The organism is Nitrospira sp. BLG_1 (assembly GCF_047338595.1).
Taxonomy (GTDB): Bacteria; Nitrospirota; Nitrospiria; order Nitrospirales; family Nitrospiraceae; genus Nitrospira_D.
On the sequence record NZ_JBLFBO010000003.1, the window covers coordinates 263,972 to 281,690 of the forward strand.

The window sequence follows — 17,719 nt, forward strand, 5'->3', positions numbered from 1 at the left end:
GTTTTGAGAAGAGGCAGGGCGTAGGCAAAATGAATCACAGTGCACCCGACAGTAGCGCTCTGTCTATGCGAGACATCATTCTGATCCATGCATGGAATGTAATGGTTCCGCGCGACTTGGTATATCTGTGACCACCACGTGCCGTACGACCGCAAAACCGACCGATTCCGGTGCTGTAATGGTCTGCTGTATGCGCCATTGACTGGATCGCTCCAAGGCGGGTCGGAGCAGAGCCATTTTCTCGTTGTCCCAATCATGCATTAGTACCACACCGCCGTTATGTAAGAACGGTGCAAACATCTCGAACTCTCCATAGGCTTCTTGAGGATCTGCCGAACCATCCAAGAAGACCGTATCGACGCACCCCAATTGGCGAAGGAGATGAGGATAGACCTCCATAGCTTTGCCCGAATGAAATTCCACGTGCTTCAGCAAGTGCGGGAGGTATGTTCGATAGTTCTGTCGGACAATGGCATGAATCTGGGGATCAGCCTCAATGGTATGGAGGACGCCGAAACCGTTGTCATAGAGCGCCTGGCTGATAAAGTAGGTACTGCCTCCGCCTTGCCAAGTCCCTACCTCGAACACCGTCTTTGGTTTCACCTGGCGGATCGTCTTGTACAGCAGCTTTCGATCTGCCACCCATAATTGCCCTGGAATCTGTAGGCATCCTTCAAAAAACCAGCGGAGACGGTATGGGATGATCCAACGTATGGTTCTCCACAGACGTTGGTTCTGTGGTGACAAGGCATGATAGGAATGGGCAAAGTTCATGTGTCCACCGTCGATAGGCTTGTGGCACTCCACTTGATGGTCGGCGCGATGATACCCCGGCGACCTTGAGCCAGCTTATGTTCGACGCTCCCCGTATCGACCACTTCGAAACTAATTGCATGGGGAGCCTCATCGAGCACGCGGATCCCTGGGACACTCGCTCCCAGACTGATCCAATACCGTCCTGCACGGAACCATGCAGAATCCAATTTGCAGGAAACACGGTAGAGACCGGGCAGCCGTGGAACAGATTTGGACTCGGGACAGGAGTCAAGATCCGTCGTGCAAAGGACACAGACCCCCTCCCCGTTCCATAATTCCAGGCTGACTTGTCCCCCTCGAATCTTGCGATGGACCATGTAATCCACCTCGACCATGCAGCCTTGCACGGCGTCGATGGAACCGGTCACGCGGCCACGGCTATCACGGATTCGAATGGCTTGAAGCGAAAGCTCCTGCCTTGGCTGGACCTTGTGTGGTGCATGGAGTTGCGTTTCTCCCAGTATAGGAGTGTTCCCACTCAAGTAGTGATCGACTACGTCCTGTGCGGTACCATAGGCCTGAACTTCGCCGCCATCCAGGAGCATCGCGGTGCTGCATAAATTTAGAATGGATGCAATGTTATGGCTGACCAAGAGCACCGTTCGTCCCTCACGAGATACATCATCCATCTTGGAGAGGCATTTCTTTTGAAATGCCGCGTCGCCGACTGCCAGCACCTCATCAACAAGAAGAATATCGGCTTTAAGATGGGCTGCGACGGCAAACGCAAGCCGCATATGCATGCCGCTCGAGTATCGTTTGACCGGCGTATTCAGAAACTTTTCAACTTCTGCGAATGTCACAATGGAGTCGAATTGCTTATCGATCTCGCGTTTCGTCATTCCAAGGACAGCACCATTCATATAGATATTGTCTCGTCCGGTCAGGTCAGGGTGAAAACCTGTCCCGACTTCGAGTAATGAGCCAACGCGCCCGACCAGTTCTGCCCAGCCAGTCGTCGGAGGAGTGATGTGCGAAAGGATCTTCAGGAGAGTACTTTTCCCCGAACCGTTCCGCCCAATGATTCCAAGCACCTCTCCTTGCCGAACATCGAACGACACACCTTTTAATGCCCAAATCAGCTCGCTATTGGCATTGCACGTCCGTGTCGCTTCTGCCTCTCGATGAGACAACAATGAGTCTCGCATCTGAGCGTGCAATGTCCGACACCAGCTCTGTCCATCGCCAAGTGTGTACTGCTTCCCGAGATTGTTTGCTCGAATGACAACGTTACTCATCATCTAGGCCACATCGGCAAATGTTTGCTCTGTTCGTCGGAAGAAGTAGAGGCCGGATATCAAGAGTGTCGATGAAATCAGGAGAGACAGGATGAACATCAACGCGATATCCACTCCATTTCCAAACAAGGCCCATCGGAATCCTTCCACGACGCTCGCCATGGGGTTGATGCCGTACCACGCGCGCCACGATTCCGGGATCAGCGAGCTTGGATACGCCACCGGTGTTACGAAGAACCAAAGCTGCGTGACAAAGGGAATGGCATGCCCAACGTCTCGATGCCGGATGTTCAGCGCAGACGCCCATAACCCGACTCCCAGTGCGCTGGTGATACCCAGCATCATAAATGCTGGTAGCGCCAGTATTTGAGGGATGATGGGTATGTGGTAATACAGCAGCATGACGAACAACACGAGTAGCGCAATCCCGAAATCTATGAGCCCAATACCCATTGACGAGATGGGAATGATGAGTCGTGGAAAATACACTTTGGTGATCAAGTGTTGATTGGCTACGAGACTATGACTCGTCGCTGACAGTGTATGGGCAAACAATTGCCATGGTAGCAGGGCAGCAAACACGAAAATAGGATAGGGTAATCCGTCAGAAGGAATTCGCCCCAGCCATCCAAAAAATACACTGAATACGATCATCATAGAGCAGGGCTTAATAACTGCCCAGAGGATCCCTAGAATTGTCTGATGGTATCGAACTTTGAGATCTCGCCAGGCCAGAAAGTAGAGAAGTTCTCGATAGATCCAAATCTCCCTAATTCCAAGCGATGGAAGTGTCTCGAGCGGTACAATGCGTAGGGCGTCCGCGCTGATTGAATCGGGGCCATGACGATCCTTCATGACAGCACGAGAGACGCTTGCCATGTCATGTACTGGGTCTCATGAGTGAATATGGGCAAACAACCGGTCAAATCGATGTTGCCACGTATGATGTTCAAGAACTCGCCGTTGTCCTGCGCGGCGGATGCGATCTGTCACAGCAGGATGTTGTGTGTAGTAACGTGCTTTCTCAATCAACTCCGCAGGCTCAGTCCAGGTCACGATTTCGTCTCCGATCCGGAAATACTCATGATGATCAGGTGCTTCTTGTACAAGGTAGAATCCTCCGGCCATCGGCACCTCAAAATCGCGAAGCCGACATTGCAAATTTTTGGAATCCCGTACCTCCGTTCCACTATGCCACCCCGTGTCTGAAAAACCCAGATTTACCTGACTTTCTGCGAAGATACCGGGGAGTGTGTTCTCCTCGCAGGGTCCTCTTAAGTCAGCCCCGCTCAAGAGTTCAAAAGAATATTGCCGTGAATACTTGCGTTCTAGTGGTCCCAGTAGGCTTTTGACACCGTCTGCCTTCCAGCGTGGAACGGCGTAGTAACGAAGATCGTGGCACACCTTATAGGCATCCCATGAAAACGTGTAAGGGCTTGGTGCTGCCGCTGTCCAACCTCTCCCATAGACAACCGGAGTGATGCCCTGACTGATACAGTCAGCCAACAACGCGCGGCGATAGGGGTTAAAACTTCCGACAAATGACACGGAGTGCTGGTAGGTCGATGTCTGATGCCGATCACGGAAATAGTATTGCGGATTGGCCGCCATCGGCATCCAGTGAATCTGCTGGACATAGGGTCTGAGATGGTCTGCGTTCGTCATTTGCGCCACGGCCAACACATCGAAATAGGGAGCGGTGCGAATGACGCGATACCACTGAAAGGCCATATCTACATGGTAGTTCACCATGGGGACGGCGAGTTGCTGCAATTGCTGCGCGGTGTCGACGAGAAGAAAATCGTCGTAGACGACACAAAATATGAGATCGAGGCGGCCTGTTGTTTGAAGCTTGCGGGCAGTTGAAAGTAGGTCATGGTTTAGCTGCTCTCGTATGCGGCGCCAACCGGCGGAGCCCAGCTGCCCCATCCCACCGGGGTAGTTGAAAATCTGAAGGCTGTCACAATAGTGCCGGCGTAATGGATCGAGGAGATTGATCTCCATCCACCGATCTGGGGGGAGCACAGCCAGGACGTGCATAGAGCATGTACGCGCGAGGGTTCGATACCGCTAAAAGTCTCGCCGTTGAAAGATCAGGCAGGCTCCGACGAGGAGCAGGCCTGTGTAGAGCAGTCCGTAGGTGGTCGCGATCAGTTGGAATCCCAGATCAACTGAGATCCCTGCAGCGGACTGACCCTTGATATTTAACGTTTCAAGGTTGGGAAAGGCATAATACAAGGTCGTTGTGAGCGACTTGATCACACCGGAGGCATTCTTTTCCGCGATCGTCTTTAGATCGCTGGTGAGATGGCCGATCACATAGATGCCAAGTGTGAGCGTTGCGCTGAGGATCGACGAGCTAAACGTGGAAAATAACAAGGCAAAGGCCATGACCAACAAGGCCTCAACCATCATCAACTCGACGGCCTGAAACAACGACGCATGGATCGGATGGCCGCTCAGCTTGACGGTGGCTAAGAACATGGCGAACATAATGCCGATGTTCACGAGGATGACCAGTGCCAACCCTAGATACTTTCCGAGCACGAACTGGGCTCTGGTGATGGGTCGGGCAAGAAGGGTATAGATGGTTCGTCGCTCGATTTCCTTGGAGACCAGGCCGATCCCGACGAAAATGGCGATGATGACCGCCACCAAATTAATAGCGGCTAATCCCAGGTCGTTGACGATACGGGCCTGCTCCCCAATGGTCAATGTTCCCAACAGCACTGAGGACCCGATAAGAAGGACGGCAAACAGTACAAGATTGTAGAGGATCTTGTCGCGAAGGGTCTCTCGAAATGTGTTCACGGCCACTGCATAGAGACGTTGCATGCTATCCCTCGCCGTGACTCTTGAGGACGAAGAGTTCCTCGAGCGACCCCTTGTGCGGAATAATAGAGACCAATTTGGCACCGGCACCACGAAGTGCCTCAAGGATTTCATCGAGGCACTCGTGTCCTGGGAGCACCATCAGACAGCGCGCTCCACTTTGTAGTGTTCGAACAGCCAGCCGCCGGACCGGCTCGATCTGTGTCCCGATCACTCCATCGCAGACGACTTCGATGGACTCGGCAAGTTGCCCGTCGACTAATTCTTCCACTGTCCCCAGTGCAAGCATCTTGCCCTTTGCCAGTATGCCCACGCGGTCGCAAATCATCTCGACATCGGACAAGATGTGGGTACTGAAGAAGACCGTCTTCCCTTGTTCGCGAAGAGTCAAGATGAGATCTCGTACTTCCTTCCGTCCCATCGGATCGAGTCCTGACATCGGCTCATCGAGCACGACTAATTCAGGGTCCTGGATGAGGGCCTGAGCCAGACCAATTCGTTGCAGCATTCCTTTGGAGAATTTGCGTAATTGGCGATGCCGGGCCTCGTGAAGACCGACCTGCTCCAGCAAGCTGGGGATACGACCGTGAATCGCGTTCTGGGACATTCCTGCAAGTTTCCCGTAAAACGCAAGGAATTCTTCTGCCGTGAGATAATCGTAAAAGTATGGCGACTCAGGGAGGTATCCAAGCTTGCTATGGGTTGCCACGTCGCCGGCTGGTGCGCCTAATACTTCAATCCTACCGCTCGTCGGCCTCAAGAGCCCGAGCAGAATTTTCATGGTGGTCGTCTTGCCGGCTCCGTTGTGCCCTAAGAATCCGAAGATCTCTCCTTTGCTGACGGAGAAGGACACATCCGACAGGACAGTCGAGGAGCGGTGCCATGGCCACCGTGGCTCGTAGACTTTTGTGACCTGTTCAACGGCGATGGCATCCATGCTTGATCCACTCTCCGAGCAAACTGGGTGAGAGTTTATTGATACTGTCCTCTTTTCCGAAGCGTCATTCGCATTCGTTCCTTGACTTCACTACTCCGCACCTCGCCCGTTTCAGCATTGTAGTGATAATGCCCGCCGAACGGCTCTTGTGGTAATTCCCGCAAGAGTCCTGCCTGGACCAACTGATCAAGTCGAGCCGGTCGTTGTGAATGTTGTGCTTGGAACCGTTCGATCGCATCCTCAAACTCTGCGAGATCCCGTTCGACGATGGCCTCGCGCAAGCGCTGCTCCAGTAATCTTTTGACATTCTCATCCGAGGTGCCGTCATAGATCTTCGCCAGTAACTCAACGGCCTGTTGTGGTGACTTCGCAGAGACCAGTAATTTGGCCGCAAGCCGTGTGATAATCTCCGGCGCACCGGGAATTCGTGCTGCCAGGGTCATGGCTTCAGCCGCTTTCTGGTTATCACCCAATTCGAAATAAAGATTGAAGCCCAGGAGAAATGGCAGACGCCATTCCTGGGGATTATGTCGAATGCCCTTTTCAAGCAGCAGGTTACTTTCCTCAGGCATCACCACAATCGTACAGAGTGCGTGTGCGCCCGCCTCGTAGGCTCGCACAAACGTAGGGTCTAACGTCGTCACCACATCCAAGGCGCGATAGATCCATTGGCCTGTCTCTTGGGAGACATGCCTGTCACCCATGGCTTGAATGACTTGCAGCCAGAGAACATCCGCGGCGACTTCTCGATAGCCGAGCGCTGCCACCTTGAGAATCCGTCCATCAGGGAGATACGACATGCGCTGAAGCTTTGGAATTCCTGCGCGTGTAGTGTCCAGAACGATTTGAGTCGTCACAATACCGGCGCACAAACCCATCCCGAGTAATGCCAAGAGGATCCACTGCTTTGTTAGACGTGCGACAGGGGGCATGTGCAATGCTGCTAGGGCCTCGGTGGCTGTATCCCCAGGAATTGTTGTTCCATAGACGTCAATGTCCAGTCCTGAAACTTCCACCGAATTGTTTGGATAGCGGTCAGTTGCATACTTGCGACGTCTGTGTGTCCGCTCTCTCGTGCCAAATCCACCAGTGCCACCCGAGCGGGTATGAAATTCGGCTCGTAAGTGATCGCTTGTTCAAGCAGTTGCTGAGCTGAGGTGCGATCTCCTTTCCCGCGATATAGTTTGCTTAATTCAAAATATCCGAAGGGCGAAAAAGGGTCCACACTTATCGATTTTTTGAATGCCTGTGTCGCTTGTGCGGTCAGTGAGATTTTATGAGCAGCCCAGGTCTGCTGCTCGAGTTGCAAGAGATAGATCGTCCCTAGCCGATAAGGTGGCCGACCATCGAGTGGGTTGAGGGCCATAGCGACCGCCATTTCACTGGCAGCCTGTTCAAGCCATTCAGGAGCACCGGTCTCCCTGAATCGCTGAATGCACAACCGTGCGAGTCCGTCCCGAACTGCTGTGGCACCAGGGTCAGCCATTGAGGCATAGCGATACCACTTAATAGCCGACATGTTGTCATGTTCGGCTTGTGCGCTGTTGCCTTGCTTGACGAGGAGCCATGCTGCGGTTGGTTGGATGGCGAGATATGCCATGGCGCCCAATGACACCATAATAAGTATCACCCGCGTAACATGGTATGGCGGGGTGAAACACCACGGTTCGGCTTGTGTGCCACGCACCTGTTTTCCTAAGGCCACAGCGAGACCTCCCTCTAAAATAAGGAGAAGCACCAGGGCCGGTTCGTGGAACACAGAGTCCACCGTGGCATGGACGATCGAGGCCAGGACTCCGGCGCAGAGCCCGACCAGTTGTCCTCTGGACTGTTGAGGAAGGTCCGTCTTCCATATCCGTTTAATTTCCGCCGTCCACACTGCGATACTCAACAGAAAGCACGCCAACCCAGCTATTCCCAATTCCACGGCCAGCTGAAGATATTCGTTGTGTGCCGTCTCGGCACGTTTTCCATAGTGGATAATGGCGTCATCTATGGGGAAACGATATTGAAAAGAAGCGTACTTATACATGCCAAGCCCAATCCCCAGCGGATGGTCACGAAGACGTTTCGTCGCATCTTCCCAAATTTCTATCCTTGTATAGGCGTAGGGATCCTGCTTCCCTACCTCCAGCACTCGCTGTTTCAGGGGGTTAGGCAACAGGATTGTGCCGAGAATCAATATGAGAAGCAGGAATAGGGTGGACTTTCCATATTTGAAGTATCCGATGGCTGTAATGGCGATGAGAAAAGCCGCTGCTCCTCCCCTCGATTGCGCCAGTATCACTGCGGTACCGGATATTGTTGCGCACAGGATCAAGAGTAGGTTGCCTGTCTTTCCGTACTCCGCGCCGAACCACAGGAGACTAATCGCCAGCACGGCAGATACCGTCTCATACGTTGAGAAAAAGTTAGGGTTGAAAAACGTTCCCTTGGCCCTCGATTCTCCGCCATACAGGTATTGGATAATCCCAAGTCCTCCTTCAAACATCCCCATGAGTAAGATGAGGAGGAGGAAGCCTTGCAACCGTTTCTCGCTGTCTGTCCCAAGCAGGATCATTAAGAAAAAGACGGCATAAAGCAGGAGGCTCAGAAACCATTGAAGACTGACATTCGTATAGGGTGACCACAGGAGGGAAAGGCCAGACCATCCTAAAAATGCTGCAATCGGCCACCAGAGGTCCGTTCGAGGGATGACTAATGTGGAGTGACAGAGCCCAGCCATAAGCCAGCTCCCCAAGGCGACCAAGAGGATGAGCCGGATGATCAGAACAGGGAGCTGTGTGGTTCCTCCCTCGATCAATGGGGAGAATACCGTCAAGCTTCCTATGACCAGGCAGGGTCCCGTCAGAGAAACCGGGATTCTCTCAGTGAGGAGCTTGTTCATGCCACGAGCCAGGGGCCATGGTGAGACGCATTGTAAGGCATTTCACGAACGCATAGTAAAGCAACCTATTGCGTGCACATAGCAGCAAGTTTCGATTTCTGAAGTCTGGAAGAGGGCAGCCGTAGAAGATCCTCATGACCCTTAGAAATAGGAAAGGGGATCGGGTTTGCCGATCCCCTTTCTTGGACACACCTGCCTAACTTGGATTAGGCGCCGACATCGTTACGGGTATTGGTCAAGCTGCGCTGGTCGTTAATAAACCAGTCATCGCAGGTGGCATCGGAGTCGACGTTCCCCTGCGCACCTGCTGTAAACCCAGCCGGTGTCGTTCCTACCGTTGCACTTGCGGCTACTGCATTACTTCCAGTCGTTGGTGCCGATGTACAGCTAGTTGGTGCTACTACGCTCGAAGGAAGGGTAAACGCCGTGGCCGCAGATGCTGAAGCAGCACCGACCGCGCCCGTGGCATAGAAGTACGTATAGCGTGGTTGTCCACTTGGCGACCAGCCGATGGGATCGAGCGTGGGGCCTGGAACATACGTCGGAGTTGCCTGTTCAGCCGCAAATGCGGTAGCCGACGTAAAGATAGCGCCAAGGTTGATCTTGGCCTCCGACTGCCGCGATTTCGCCTGGTAGGCAACGAAGTTGGGAATGGCGATGGCCGCCAGGATCCCGATGATCGCCACGACGATCATCAACTCAATGAGGGTAAAACCCTCTTGTTTACGAAGCGTCAACATTGTACTGCCTCCTTGTTGATGGTTCACTGACGGCTCGGTTCATAACCTGCGGCGCCTTTGTTGCCGCCTACCGGTTCTCATAGCAGGTTCAATGCCGGTCAGTGACCACGCTCAGGGTACCACTAATCGCTGATGTTGCAATGAGTTATGAAAAAGCCACCATCCGAACGGCCTTCCCTGGACGGTTTTTCGACCGTAATATGTTCTGAACGGCCAAGAATTGGCACATGCGAGGTTCGGAAGCAGGCTGAAACGGGGTAGAGGAAATCAGACAATCGGCCGCTTAAGAAGCACAACAGATCAGGGATTGTGAGAGAGGAGAAATTTAAGGGATCGCTTGTTGACTCTGTGTCTTCTCCGCAACACGGCGCTTGGCCTGCTGGATTCGCTCTTCATAAGCAGGATTGGTCATGCCTTGCTCGCGGAAGCGTTGGAGCAGTTTATCGTTGGACGGGTCCAGCTCAAGTGAGTGAAGCCATGCGTCACGTGCGTCACTCGCCTTCTGTTGTTTGATATAGATGTCCCCCAAATGTTCATAGATCACAGGATCATCGCCGACCAGCGAAACAGCCTTCTTGATCTCGATGAGGGCCTCTGCGAGCATACCGGACTTATAGAAGGCCCAACCTAGGCTATCTACATAGTACCCATTTTCAGGTTTCAGCGCGACCGCCCGTTTCGTCAGGGATAGAGCTTGGTCAATCTTGATCCCGCGGTCGGCATAACTGTACCCGAGATAGTTCAGCGCATCGGCATGATGCGGATCCAGGGAGAGCGCTGTTTCCATCGCCTGTTCCACGTCTTCGAAGCGATTCAACTTGTCGTACGCCGTGCCAAGGTTGAAATGAAGGTCGGCGTTCTTTGGATGATGCCGAATCCCTTCTTCAAAGGCTTGCGTGGCCTTTTCAAACTGATCACTCTGCACATACGCCAATCCCAGAACAATGTAGGGCTCCGGTTGTTTCGGCACCAGCCGCACGGCTTCACTGAGATGCGTCACGGCTTCTGGAAACTGTTTGAGCCGATAGAGAAGCACGCCGAGATGGATGTGGCTATCCGAGAATTTGGGATCCAAGTGAATATTGTACCGATAGGTTTCTATGGCCTTTGGAAAATCCTTTGATTCTTCGTATAAATATCCAAGGTAGTCACGCACCTTGAGCTCCGCCGGCTTGGCGTTCAAAATCTCGGTCAATCGACTGATTGCCTTGGAGAACTCTTTTTTTTCTCCGTAGATCAGCGCCATCCGCAATTGGGCATCAAGATCGCCGGGATTATCTTGCAATATCGTTTCAAGTTCTGCGAGACCTCCGGCATAGTCTTTGGTCGCGATATATAACTGGACCAAATGTTGCCGAATGTCTCGATTGCGTGGATTGACCTGTTCAAGATACCGCTTCAGCACGACGATGGCTTTGTCTTTTTCTTGGCGTGATTCAAGCACCGACGCTTGTGCGAGATAGGCCGGTTCAAATGCTGGATTGACTGTGATGGCGCGATCAAAACTTGCCAGGGCTTGGTCGGTGTTTCCGGCTTCCAGTGAGATGCGACCCAGGTAATAGTGACCGATCGGGGAATCCGAGGTGTACTGCAGGCCCTTTTTCACAGCCTGCTCAGCCTCGGCGATTCGCTTCTGGTTTAAGAGGATCAACCCTTTGGGGAAATAGGACTCTCCTCTCTCTGGGGCGCTCTCGATCGCCTTGTCCAGCAGTTCCAGGGCACGTTCCGGTTTCCCAGCACTGGCAAGGATGCCGGCCATCTGCGTGAGCATCTGTGGTTCGTGTCCTGTCCCCTGGCCCACTGCTTCGGCGAACTGAACGGCCTGTGGAAAATCTCCCAATGCAAAATAGATGGCTGCCAAACGCGCTTGGACTTCTCGTGATTTCGGGTCGATCTTTAAGGCGGCGTGATACTCCTTGAGGGCAGTTTCAATATCCTGGGAGAGCTCCGCCTGGTGTCCCATCATAAAATGATAAGTCGCATCGGATTCAGGCGCAGCCGGGGAAGGCGGCTGGGTTGCAATTGGTGGCTGACCGGTCTTGTGGGGTTGTGGGGCCGCTGCACAGGCAACAAGGACACATGGGATGAGCCAGCTTACCCCGAACGGAACAACCCCAGTTCTCCTAGGTGATTTGCTACCAAACGTCATGATTAGTTCCTGCCTACTGTGTTGATTAGGTTGGGTGGGCATCGGTACAGGGAGATTATACCGAGTGACGGAAGGATGCGCAAACCGCTCGATGTCTCGTTAGGAAGTAGAGGAGGTTCTCTAGTTTGGTGGTTGTCTTGCGTGCAAACGAGTGAAGCGTCTTTCCTGAAAGGGACTTACGATTGTGGAATACGAGCACTGAGGGAGGATGACAATGCCGTTGCGCCAGGCTCCCTGTTGGAACGTCCCGGATTGCCTATAAGTGAAGTTGGTTAAAGTCGTAACGGAGCTTCTCAGCGGTCTGTTAGGCTTCACGAAGATCCAGGCTTTCAAATTTGGCGTAGCGATCCTGAAAAAACAGTTCTTTCTTTCCGATGGGTCCGTTTCGATGTTTACTGACAATAATATCAGCAATTCCCTTTCGTTCTGAGTTCTGGTCATACACATCTTCGCGGTAAATGAACATGACTACATCGGCATCCTGCTCGATCGCTCCACTTTCCCGAAGATCGGCCAGCATGGGAATTGGTGGCTTGCGCGCCTCCACGGCGCGACTCAGCTGAGACAGTGCGACCACTGGCACATTGAGCTCTTTTGCTAAGGCTTTCAACGAGCGAGAGATATCGGAAATCTCCTGTTGGCGAGATTCTGAATCGCTTCGGCCCTGCATCAACTGGAGGTAGTCGACGATGAGCAGGTCTAGTCCTTTTTCCGCTTTGAGGCGACGGGCTTTCCCGCGCATCTGCTGGACAGTGATTCCTCCGGTGTCGTCGATATAGATTGAGGCCTGTTCCAACCGACCGGCTGCCTCCGCCAGTCTCCACCAGTCTTCTTTCTGCAGTTTGCCCGTGCGGAGCGCATGTGAATCGACTCGTGCCTCAGAACTGAGCATGCGCAGGACGATTTGGGGTTTGGACATTTCCAAACTGAAGATGCCGACGACCGTGTTGGCGTGAATGGCGGCATGTGTCGCAAACCCTAACGCCAGACTTGTTTTTCCCATACTTGGTCGCCCTGCTACGACGACCAAATCCGAAGCCTGAAGCCCAGCGGTGATGTCATCAAGATCATAATACCCTGTCGGTACACCGGTGACATGTTCTTTTCGTTTCGACAGTTTATCGATGACATCCAGACTTTCTTTAATGACCTGGCTGATTGGGCTAAACGATCGCTCTAGTTTCCCTTGGGCAATGCTGAACACTGACCGTTCGGCGAAATCGAGCAAGTCATCAATAGAGGCGGTTCCCTCATATCCTCTGGTGAGTACCTCTGTCGATGTGCTAATCAGTTGACGGGCGACGGCTTTATCTCGAACGATTTTGCAGTGATAGCGAATGTTGGCTGAACTTGGGACGATCTGAACCAATTCCGCGAGGTACGCGGCCCCTCCAACTGCTTCGAGCTCTTTCCGAGCCTTGAGCCGCTCGGTCAACGTGATGTGATCGATGACTTCCCCTGTGTCGGCCAGCTCAAGCATTGCTTGAAAAACTTTCTTGTGAGCAGTGCGGTAGAAGTCGTCCTCGACTAGCAGCTCCATCGCCTTCGGCATGGCGGCGTTATCGAGCAAGATGGCGCCGAGGACCGATTGCTCTGCTTCCAAATTTTGGGGTGGGAGCTTCGGTTGAGAGAGATCAACTGAACTGCCAGCCATCATGGTGCCTCTTCGTGGCTGACCTGCAGCATGCGAACAAGGTTCTGTCTCAGCACCGTTTGTCTCTGAACCTTGGCCGTACTCGTCGTGTCTCTGACTCGTTGCGGCGTCCTCGGTTGCAATAGCAGGACATGATCCTCGTGAGATCGATCCGTACCGATCACGATCGTTGTGGTGGCATCTGATTCACGACCAGCATCCGTAGCCATACGGATCAAGTCTTGGCCAGAGGCTGCAATGGATCGTTGCAGTACTCGAAGACCAGCCTGGCGAAGTTCCTGGGCGAGGGAAACCAGGTCATGGGACGAATTCGTAGGGCCTACCACAAGGATCTTGGAGTCAAGAGGCTGCATGGCTCCGGAAAGATTGAGGCTTCGGAAGAGGCGATCGACATTGAGTCCAAATCCTGTGGATGGTAGGTCACGGCCAAACCGCCCGATGAGGTGGTTGTAACGCCCTCCTCCGCCTAATTCCATTTCGATCCCCTCCGAGAACACGTCAAAGACCACCCCATCATAGTAATCGAATCCTCGAAACTCACCCAAATCAAGCAGGAGCAGGTCCTTGAACCCTGAGGCGCACAGCATTCTATAGACACTGGCCAATCGATCTAATGCCTCCAATAGAGCATTCTCACCTTTGGCGAGAATGCGTCCTTTGACTAAGACTTCAGCTGTTCCGCAGAGCTCAAGGGCGTCTAGGATTCGACGGGCAGAACGCTTGCTCACGCGCTCTTGCAGGAGAATTTCTTCGAGCCGCGGCAAATCCTTTCTGGCGGCGGCCTCTTCAGCCCGTTTCTTCCCTTCGGCGGAGAGTCCAGCGCACACCAAGAGACCCTTGAAGAACCCGACATGCCCCAGCGATACTTTGAACGACTGCAGCCCAACCTGACGAAGTGACTCGATCATCAGGGTGATCATCTCGCAATCTGCAGATGGATCGTCCGTTCCAATCAGTTCGGCACCGACTTGAAAAATCTCGCGGTCCCGGCCGACATGCTCTGGTTCATAGCGAAATACTGTGGCGCGATAGGACAACCGTAAAGGAAGACGAGCTCCGACCATCCCCATGGCGACCGTTCGAGCGATTTGTGCGGTGACATCCGGCCTCAAGAGCAGGATGCGGCCGGTCGTTCTATCGATGATTTTGTACGAATTTTCCGCTAATCTTGGTTCCAGACCTGGCGCCAACACGTCGAGATACTCAAAGGTCGGCAGGATGATCTCGTCGTAGCCGGCTCCATAAAACCCTTGGAGTAACTGGGATTCCAGATGACGAACATGGCGGGTTGCTTCCGGGAGAATGGTCGCCATTCCAACCGGAACAAGTGAGTGTTCGCGTACGAGGGACACCTTCTCCGAAGAGAGCGCGCGCGCCGGAGGAGCAGCAGCCATAATAGCCTAGTGACGACGATAACTATGACAGATTCGCGACCTTGACGGAGAGAATATTTGAGCTCGCACGAATCTCGTTCAGTGCCGCAGCAGGAAACTCCGTATCCGACCCGATGATCAGAAGGGCATCGCCTCCACGTTTTTCCAAGGCACACTGCATGCGAAGAATATTGATCTCCCGATCACCGAGGACTTTCCCCACTGTTCCGATGACTCCGGGACGGTCCACGTTATGTATGAGCAGCATGTGTCCTTCGGGGACAACTTCAACTTTGAATTGGTCGATCTCGGTAATTCTGGCTTCTTTTTTATGATACAGCGTACCTGCGACCTGGTGGGATGCTTTCCCAGCTTCGACACGAACCCGTATCAGGCTCGTGAAATCTCCGGCATCAGTACTCTTAATCTCTTTGACTTCGATACCGCGTTCTTTTGCCACGATAGGAGCGTTTACATAATTGACTGGGTGCTCCATGATGGGATTAAGCAGACCTTTTAGAACAGCAATGGTCAAGGGCGCAATGGAAAGACTCGTAACTTCGCCGCTGTACTCCACTGTCACTCGTTCGAGACCGGCCTGCACTAACTGGGTCTGAAGAGAGCCAAGCTTTTCAGCTAATGTGAGGAAAGGTTGCAGGCGAGGCAGCAGCTCTGGTGCGACGGAAGGAATATTGACGGCCCCTTTTGCCACGCCTTTGGTAAAGTAGTCGACGATCTGTTCGGCGATCCCGATGGCGACGTTTTCCTGCGCCTCCGTGGTCTGGGCACCGATATGCGGAGTGCAGATAAAATTATCCAATGTCAGGAGTGGATTGTCGGGCTTCACGGGTTCTTCTTCGAAGACATCAAAGGCGGCAGCAGCCACTCGTTTTGTTTTTAACGCGTCGTATAAATCCTGTTCGTTGATGATTCCACCACGGGCGCAGTTGACGAGGAGTACTCCAGGCTTCATCTTGGCGATGGCTTGGGTGTTGATGATGCCTTTGGTTTCCGGAGTCAACGGCGTGTGAACGGAAATGATGTCCGCTCGACGGAACAGCTCATCAAGGTCCAACATGGTCACGCCCATCCGCTCGGCTCGCTCAGGTGTCAGGTAGGGATCAAATGCGACAACACTCATGCCGATTCCCTGCGCCATCTTGGTCAAGTGACTGCCGATCTGTCCCGCACCGATGATGCCGAGCACCTTGTTGTAGAGCTCGACACCCATGAACTTATCTTTTTCCCACTTTCCGGACTTGACCGAAGCGGTGGCTTGGGGAATGCGCCGGCTCATGGCGCAAATCATGGACATCGTATGTTCGGCAGTCGTCACGGTATTACCGCCAGGGGTATTCATGACGACGATGCCGCGACGAGTCGCCGCAGGTGTGTCGACATTGTCGAGACCGGATCCAGCCCGACCAACCACCTTGAGCTTTTCAGCTGCAGCAAGCAGTTCCTCGGTCACCTTCGTGCCTGATCGGACGATTAATCCATCGGCATCCTTGATTTCTTTGAGCAGCTCATCCTTCGGCATTTTGGACTTCACCACCACGGTGAACCCCGCCTTTTCCAAAGCTTCAACTCCTTGCTTCGACAAGCTATCGCTGATCAGAATTTTCATACCTGCTGCAGCCATGTCTCCCCTCACTCTGGTTACTTTGCCATCAAAAGCTCTTGGGCTTTCCCGACGCCACTGCCTAATTTGACGGGATGGCCAAGCCCTTTCAGTACCATTTCTGTTGCAGCCAATGCGGCGATGACATCGAACGAATCAGCATATCCCATGTGAGAGAGGCGGAATATTTTGCCCTTGAGGTGATCTTGCCCACCCGCTGCCGTCATACCGTATTGGACACGGAGGTTCTTATAGATGGCCTGTCCATCCACTCCCTCCGGGGCGCAGACTGCGGTCAAGGCATCGCTTGGCGATTCTTTTGGAAAGAGTGCCAAACCGGCAGCTTTGACTCCTTCGCGCATGGCTTGAGCTAACCGCCCTTGTCTGGCGAACATCTTGTCCAGTCCTTCGGCTTTCATGATTCGAAACACTTCTTGTAATCCGATGATCAATGAAACGGTTGGAGTGAAGGCGGTCTGATTCTTGACTTGATTCTCACGTTCCTTCTTGAAATTGAAATAAAAGGCCGCATTCTTGGCTTTGTCGGCTAAAGCCCAGGCCTTATCGCTGACACTTACGAATGCCATGCCGGGAGGGAGCATCAGCGCCTTTTGTGAGCCGGTGATCACGACATCCAAACCCCAGGCATCGGTCTTAATATCGAACACGCCAAGTGCCGTAATCGCGTCAACCACCAAAATGGTGTTCTCGTAGCCTTTGACAATTTCACCCAGTGCTTTGACATCGTGAGACACTCCCGTCGAGGTCTCACTGGCTTGTATATAGACTGCCTTAATCGATGGATCTTTTTTCAGCGCATCAGCGACCTGTTGGGGATTGATCGCGTGGCCCCATTCAACTTTGATCTCAGTGGGCTGTACCCCAAAAGTTTTACAGAGCTTCCCCCAGCGCTCTCCAAATTTGCCGGCATTGATGCAAAGGGCCTTGTCCCCAGGTGAGAGGAAGTTGGAGACGGATCCTTCCATTCCGCCGGTGCCGGATGCAGCCAGCATCAAGACGTCATTCCTGGTCTGAAACAGCCATTTTAGCCCCTCGCGCACCTCGGCAAAGATCGGGTCGAATTCGGGGGCGCGATGATGGATCATCGGACGAGCCATCGCCAACAACACCTCCGGGGGTACTGGTGTCGGGCCTGGAGCTAAGAGATAGCGCTTCAGCATGGATCAAGACCTCCTCAGAAATAACAATAGTAAATTCGGCAAGATAGCTCTCTGGAGAGGGGCTACGCTACCATTTGCCTGAGGAGCCTGTCAAGGAATTGAGCGACAGGATTGCCTGCGTGATTTAGTCTTTCCCTAAGACGCAGCTGATGCCCGTTGTGAAGGGATTCTTTAATGGCAATGGGAAGCAATGGGGCTTGCAGGCCAACCCTGAGCGGTGATGGTAAAGGACTGAGTGAGCCCAGTCGTCAATAGTGGACGCCATAGGTTACAGCCTCATGCCGCTGGCTG

At 53.2% G+C, this 17,719-nt stretch carries 13 protein-coding genes and 1 pseudogene; all 14 read right to left on the reverse strand.

Annotated features, from left to right (window positions below; translation table 11 throughout):
- Window positions 1-75 precede the first annotated feature (75 nt).
- Window positions 76-774, reverse strand: a complete 699-nt coding sequence (locus ACMTNU_RS05250) for an O-methyltransferase (RefSeq protein WP_413934181.1) — start codon at window positions 772-774, stop codon at window positions 76-78.
- On the reverse strand, window positions 771-2,057 hold the full coding sequence (locus tag ACMTNU_RS05255; protein ID WP_413934182.1) for an ABC transporter ATP-binding protein: 1,287 nt from the start codon (window positions 2,055-2,057) through the stop codon (window positions 771-773). Before ACMTNU_RS05255 ends, ACMTNU_RS05250 begins: the two co-directional genes overlap by 4 nt.
- Complete coding sequence (locus tag ACMTNU_RS05260) at window positions 2,058-2,933, reverse strand: ABC transporter permease (protein WP_413934183.1); 876 nt, start codon at window positions 2,931-2,933, stop codon at window positions 2,058-2,060.
- 15 nt (window positions 2,934-2,948) lie between these two features.
- Entirely contained in the window at window positions 2,949-4,094 is a 1,146-nt protein-coding gene (locus ACMTNU_RS05265) for a glycosyltransferase (RefSeq protein WP_413934184.1), read from the reverse strand.
- A gap of 30 nt (window positions 4,095-4,124) precedes the next feature.
- The gene (locus ACMTNU_RS05270; protein WP_413934185.1) at window positions 4,125-4,889 is read right to left on the reverse strand and encodes an ABC transporter permease; all 765 of its coding nucleotides are present in this window, start codon (window positions 4,887-4,889) and stop codon (window positions 4,125-4,127) included.
- A 1-nt stretch (window position 4,890) separates the two neighbouring features.
- On the reverse strand, window positions 4,891-5,823 hold the full coding sequence (locus tag ACMTNU_RS05275; RefSeq protein ID WP_413934186.1) for an ABC transporter ATP-binding protein: 933 nt from the start codon (window positions 5,821-5,823) through the stop codon (window positions 4,891-4,893).
- Between the two features lie 35 nt (window positions 5,824-5,858).
- Window positions 5,859-6,755: a hypothetical protein gene (locus tag ACMTNU_RS05280; protein ID WP_413934187.1), complete on the reverse strand. Its 897-nt coding sequence runs from the start codon at window positions 6,753-6,755 to the stop codon at window positions 5,859-5,861.
- A gap of 11 nt (window positions 6,756-6,766) precedes the next feature.
- Window positions 6,767-8,710 carry an O-antigen ligase family protein gene (locus ACMTNU_RS05285; protein WP_413934188.1) on the reverse strand — a complete coding sequence of 648 codons (1,944 nt, stop codon included), beginning with the start codon at window positions 8,708-8,710 and terminating at the stop codon, window positions 6,767-6,769.
- A gap of 583 nt (window positions 8,711-9,293) precedes the next feature.
- Window positions 9,294-9,450, reverse strand: a pseudogene (locus ACMTNU_RS05290) (type IV pilin protein); the annotation flags it as partial.
- Window positions 9,451-9,775: 325 nt separating this feature from the next.
- Entirely contained in the window at window positions 9,776-11,599 is a 1,824-nt protein-coding gene (locus tag ACMTNU_RS05295; protein ID WP_413934189.1) for a tetratricopeptide repeat protein, read from the reverse strand.
- A 304-nt stretch (window positions 11,600-11,903) separates the two neighbouring features.
- Window positions 11,904-13,256, reverse strand: a complete 1,353-nt coding sequence (gene dnaB / locus ACMTNU_RS05300) for a replicative DNA helicase (RefSeq protein ID WP_413934190.1) — start codon at window positions 13,254-13,256, stop codon at window positions 11,904-11,906.
- Window positions 13,253-14,647, reverse strand: a complete 1,395-nt coding sequence (gene hisZ / locus ACMTNU_RS05305) for an ATP phosphoribosyltransferase regulatory subunit (RefSeq protein WP_413934191.1) — start codon at window positions 14,645-14,647, stop codon at window positions 13,253-13,255. Before hisZ ends, dnaB begins: the two co-directional genes overlap by 4 nt.
- A gap of 22 nt (window positions 14,648-14,669) precedes the next feature.
- Window positions 14,670-16,268 (reverse strand): phosphoglycerate dehydrogenase, encoded by a 1,599-nt coding sequence (serA, locus tag ACMTNU_RS05310; protein ID WP_413934192.1) that lies wholly within the window; start codon window positions 16,266-16,268, stop codon window positions 14,670-14,672.
- A gap of 17 nt (window positions 16,269-16,285) precedes the next feature.
- Window positions 16,286-17,428 carry a pyridoxal-phosphate-dependent aminotransferase family protein gene (locus ACMTNU_RS05315; RefSeq protein WP_413934193.1) on the reverse strand — a complete coding sequence of 381 codons (1,143 nt, stop codon included), beginning with the start codon at window positions 17,426-17,428 and terminating at the stop codon, window positions 16,286-16,288.
- Window positions 17,429-17,719: the final 291 nt, after the last annotated feature.

Coding starts and splice junctions, on each gene's coding strand:
- ACMTNU_RS05260 (WP_413934183.1), bottom strand. CDS start 2,933: ATGGCAAGCGTCTCTCGTGCTGTCATGAAGGATCGTCATGGCCCCGAT.
- ACMTNU_RS05265 (WP_413934184.1), bottom strand. CDS start 4,094: ATGCACGTCCTGGCTGTGCTCCCCCCAGATCGGTGGATGGAGATCAAT.
- ACMTNU_RS05315 (WP_413934193.1), bottom strand. CDS start 17,428: ATGCTGAAGCGCTATCTCTTAGCTCCAGGCCCGACACCAGTACCCCCG.
- ACMTNU_RS05285 (WP_413934188.1), bottom strand. CDS start 8,710: ATGAACAAGCTCCTCACTGAGAGAATCCCGGTTTCTCTGACGGGACCC.
- ACMTNU_RS05255 (WP_413934182.1), bottom strand. CDS start 2,057: ATGATGAGTAACGTTGTCATTCGAGCAAACAATCTCGGGAAGCAGTAC.
- ACMTNU_RS05280 (WP_413934187.1), bottom strand. CDS start 6,755: ATGCCCCCTGTCGCACGTCTAACAAAGCAGTGGATCCTCTTGGCATTA.
- ACMTNU_RS05250 (WP_413934181.1), bottom strand. CDS start 774: ATGAACTTTGCCCATTCCTATCATGCCTTGTCACCACAGAACCAACGT.
- ACMTNU_RS05270 (WP_413934185.1), bottom strand. CDS start 4,889: ATGCAACGTCTCTATGCAGTGGCCGTGAACACATTTCGAGAGACCCTT.
- ACMTNU_RS05295 (WP_413934189.1), bottom strand. CDS start 11,599: ATGACGTTTGGTAGCAAATCACCTAGGAGAACTGGGGTTGTTCCGTTC.
- dnaB (WP_413934190.1), bottom strand. CDS start 13,256: ATGATGGCTGGCAGTTCAGTTGATCTCTCTCAACCGAAGCTCCCACCC.
- serA (WP_413934192.1), bottom strand. CDS start 16,268: ATGGCTGCAGCAGGTATGAAAATTCTGATCAGCGATAGCTTGTCGAAG.
- hisZ (WP_413934191.1), bottom strand. CDS start 14,647: ATGGCTGCTGCTCCTCCGGCGCGCGCGCTCTCTTCGGAGAAGGTGTCC.
- ACMTNU_RS05275 (WP_413934186.1), bottom strand. CDS start 5,823: ATGGATGCCATCGCCGTTGAACAGGTCACAAAAGTCTACGAGCCACGG.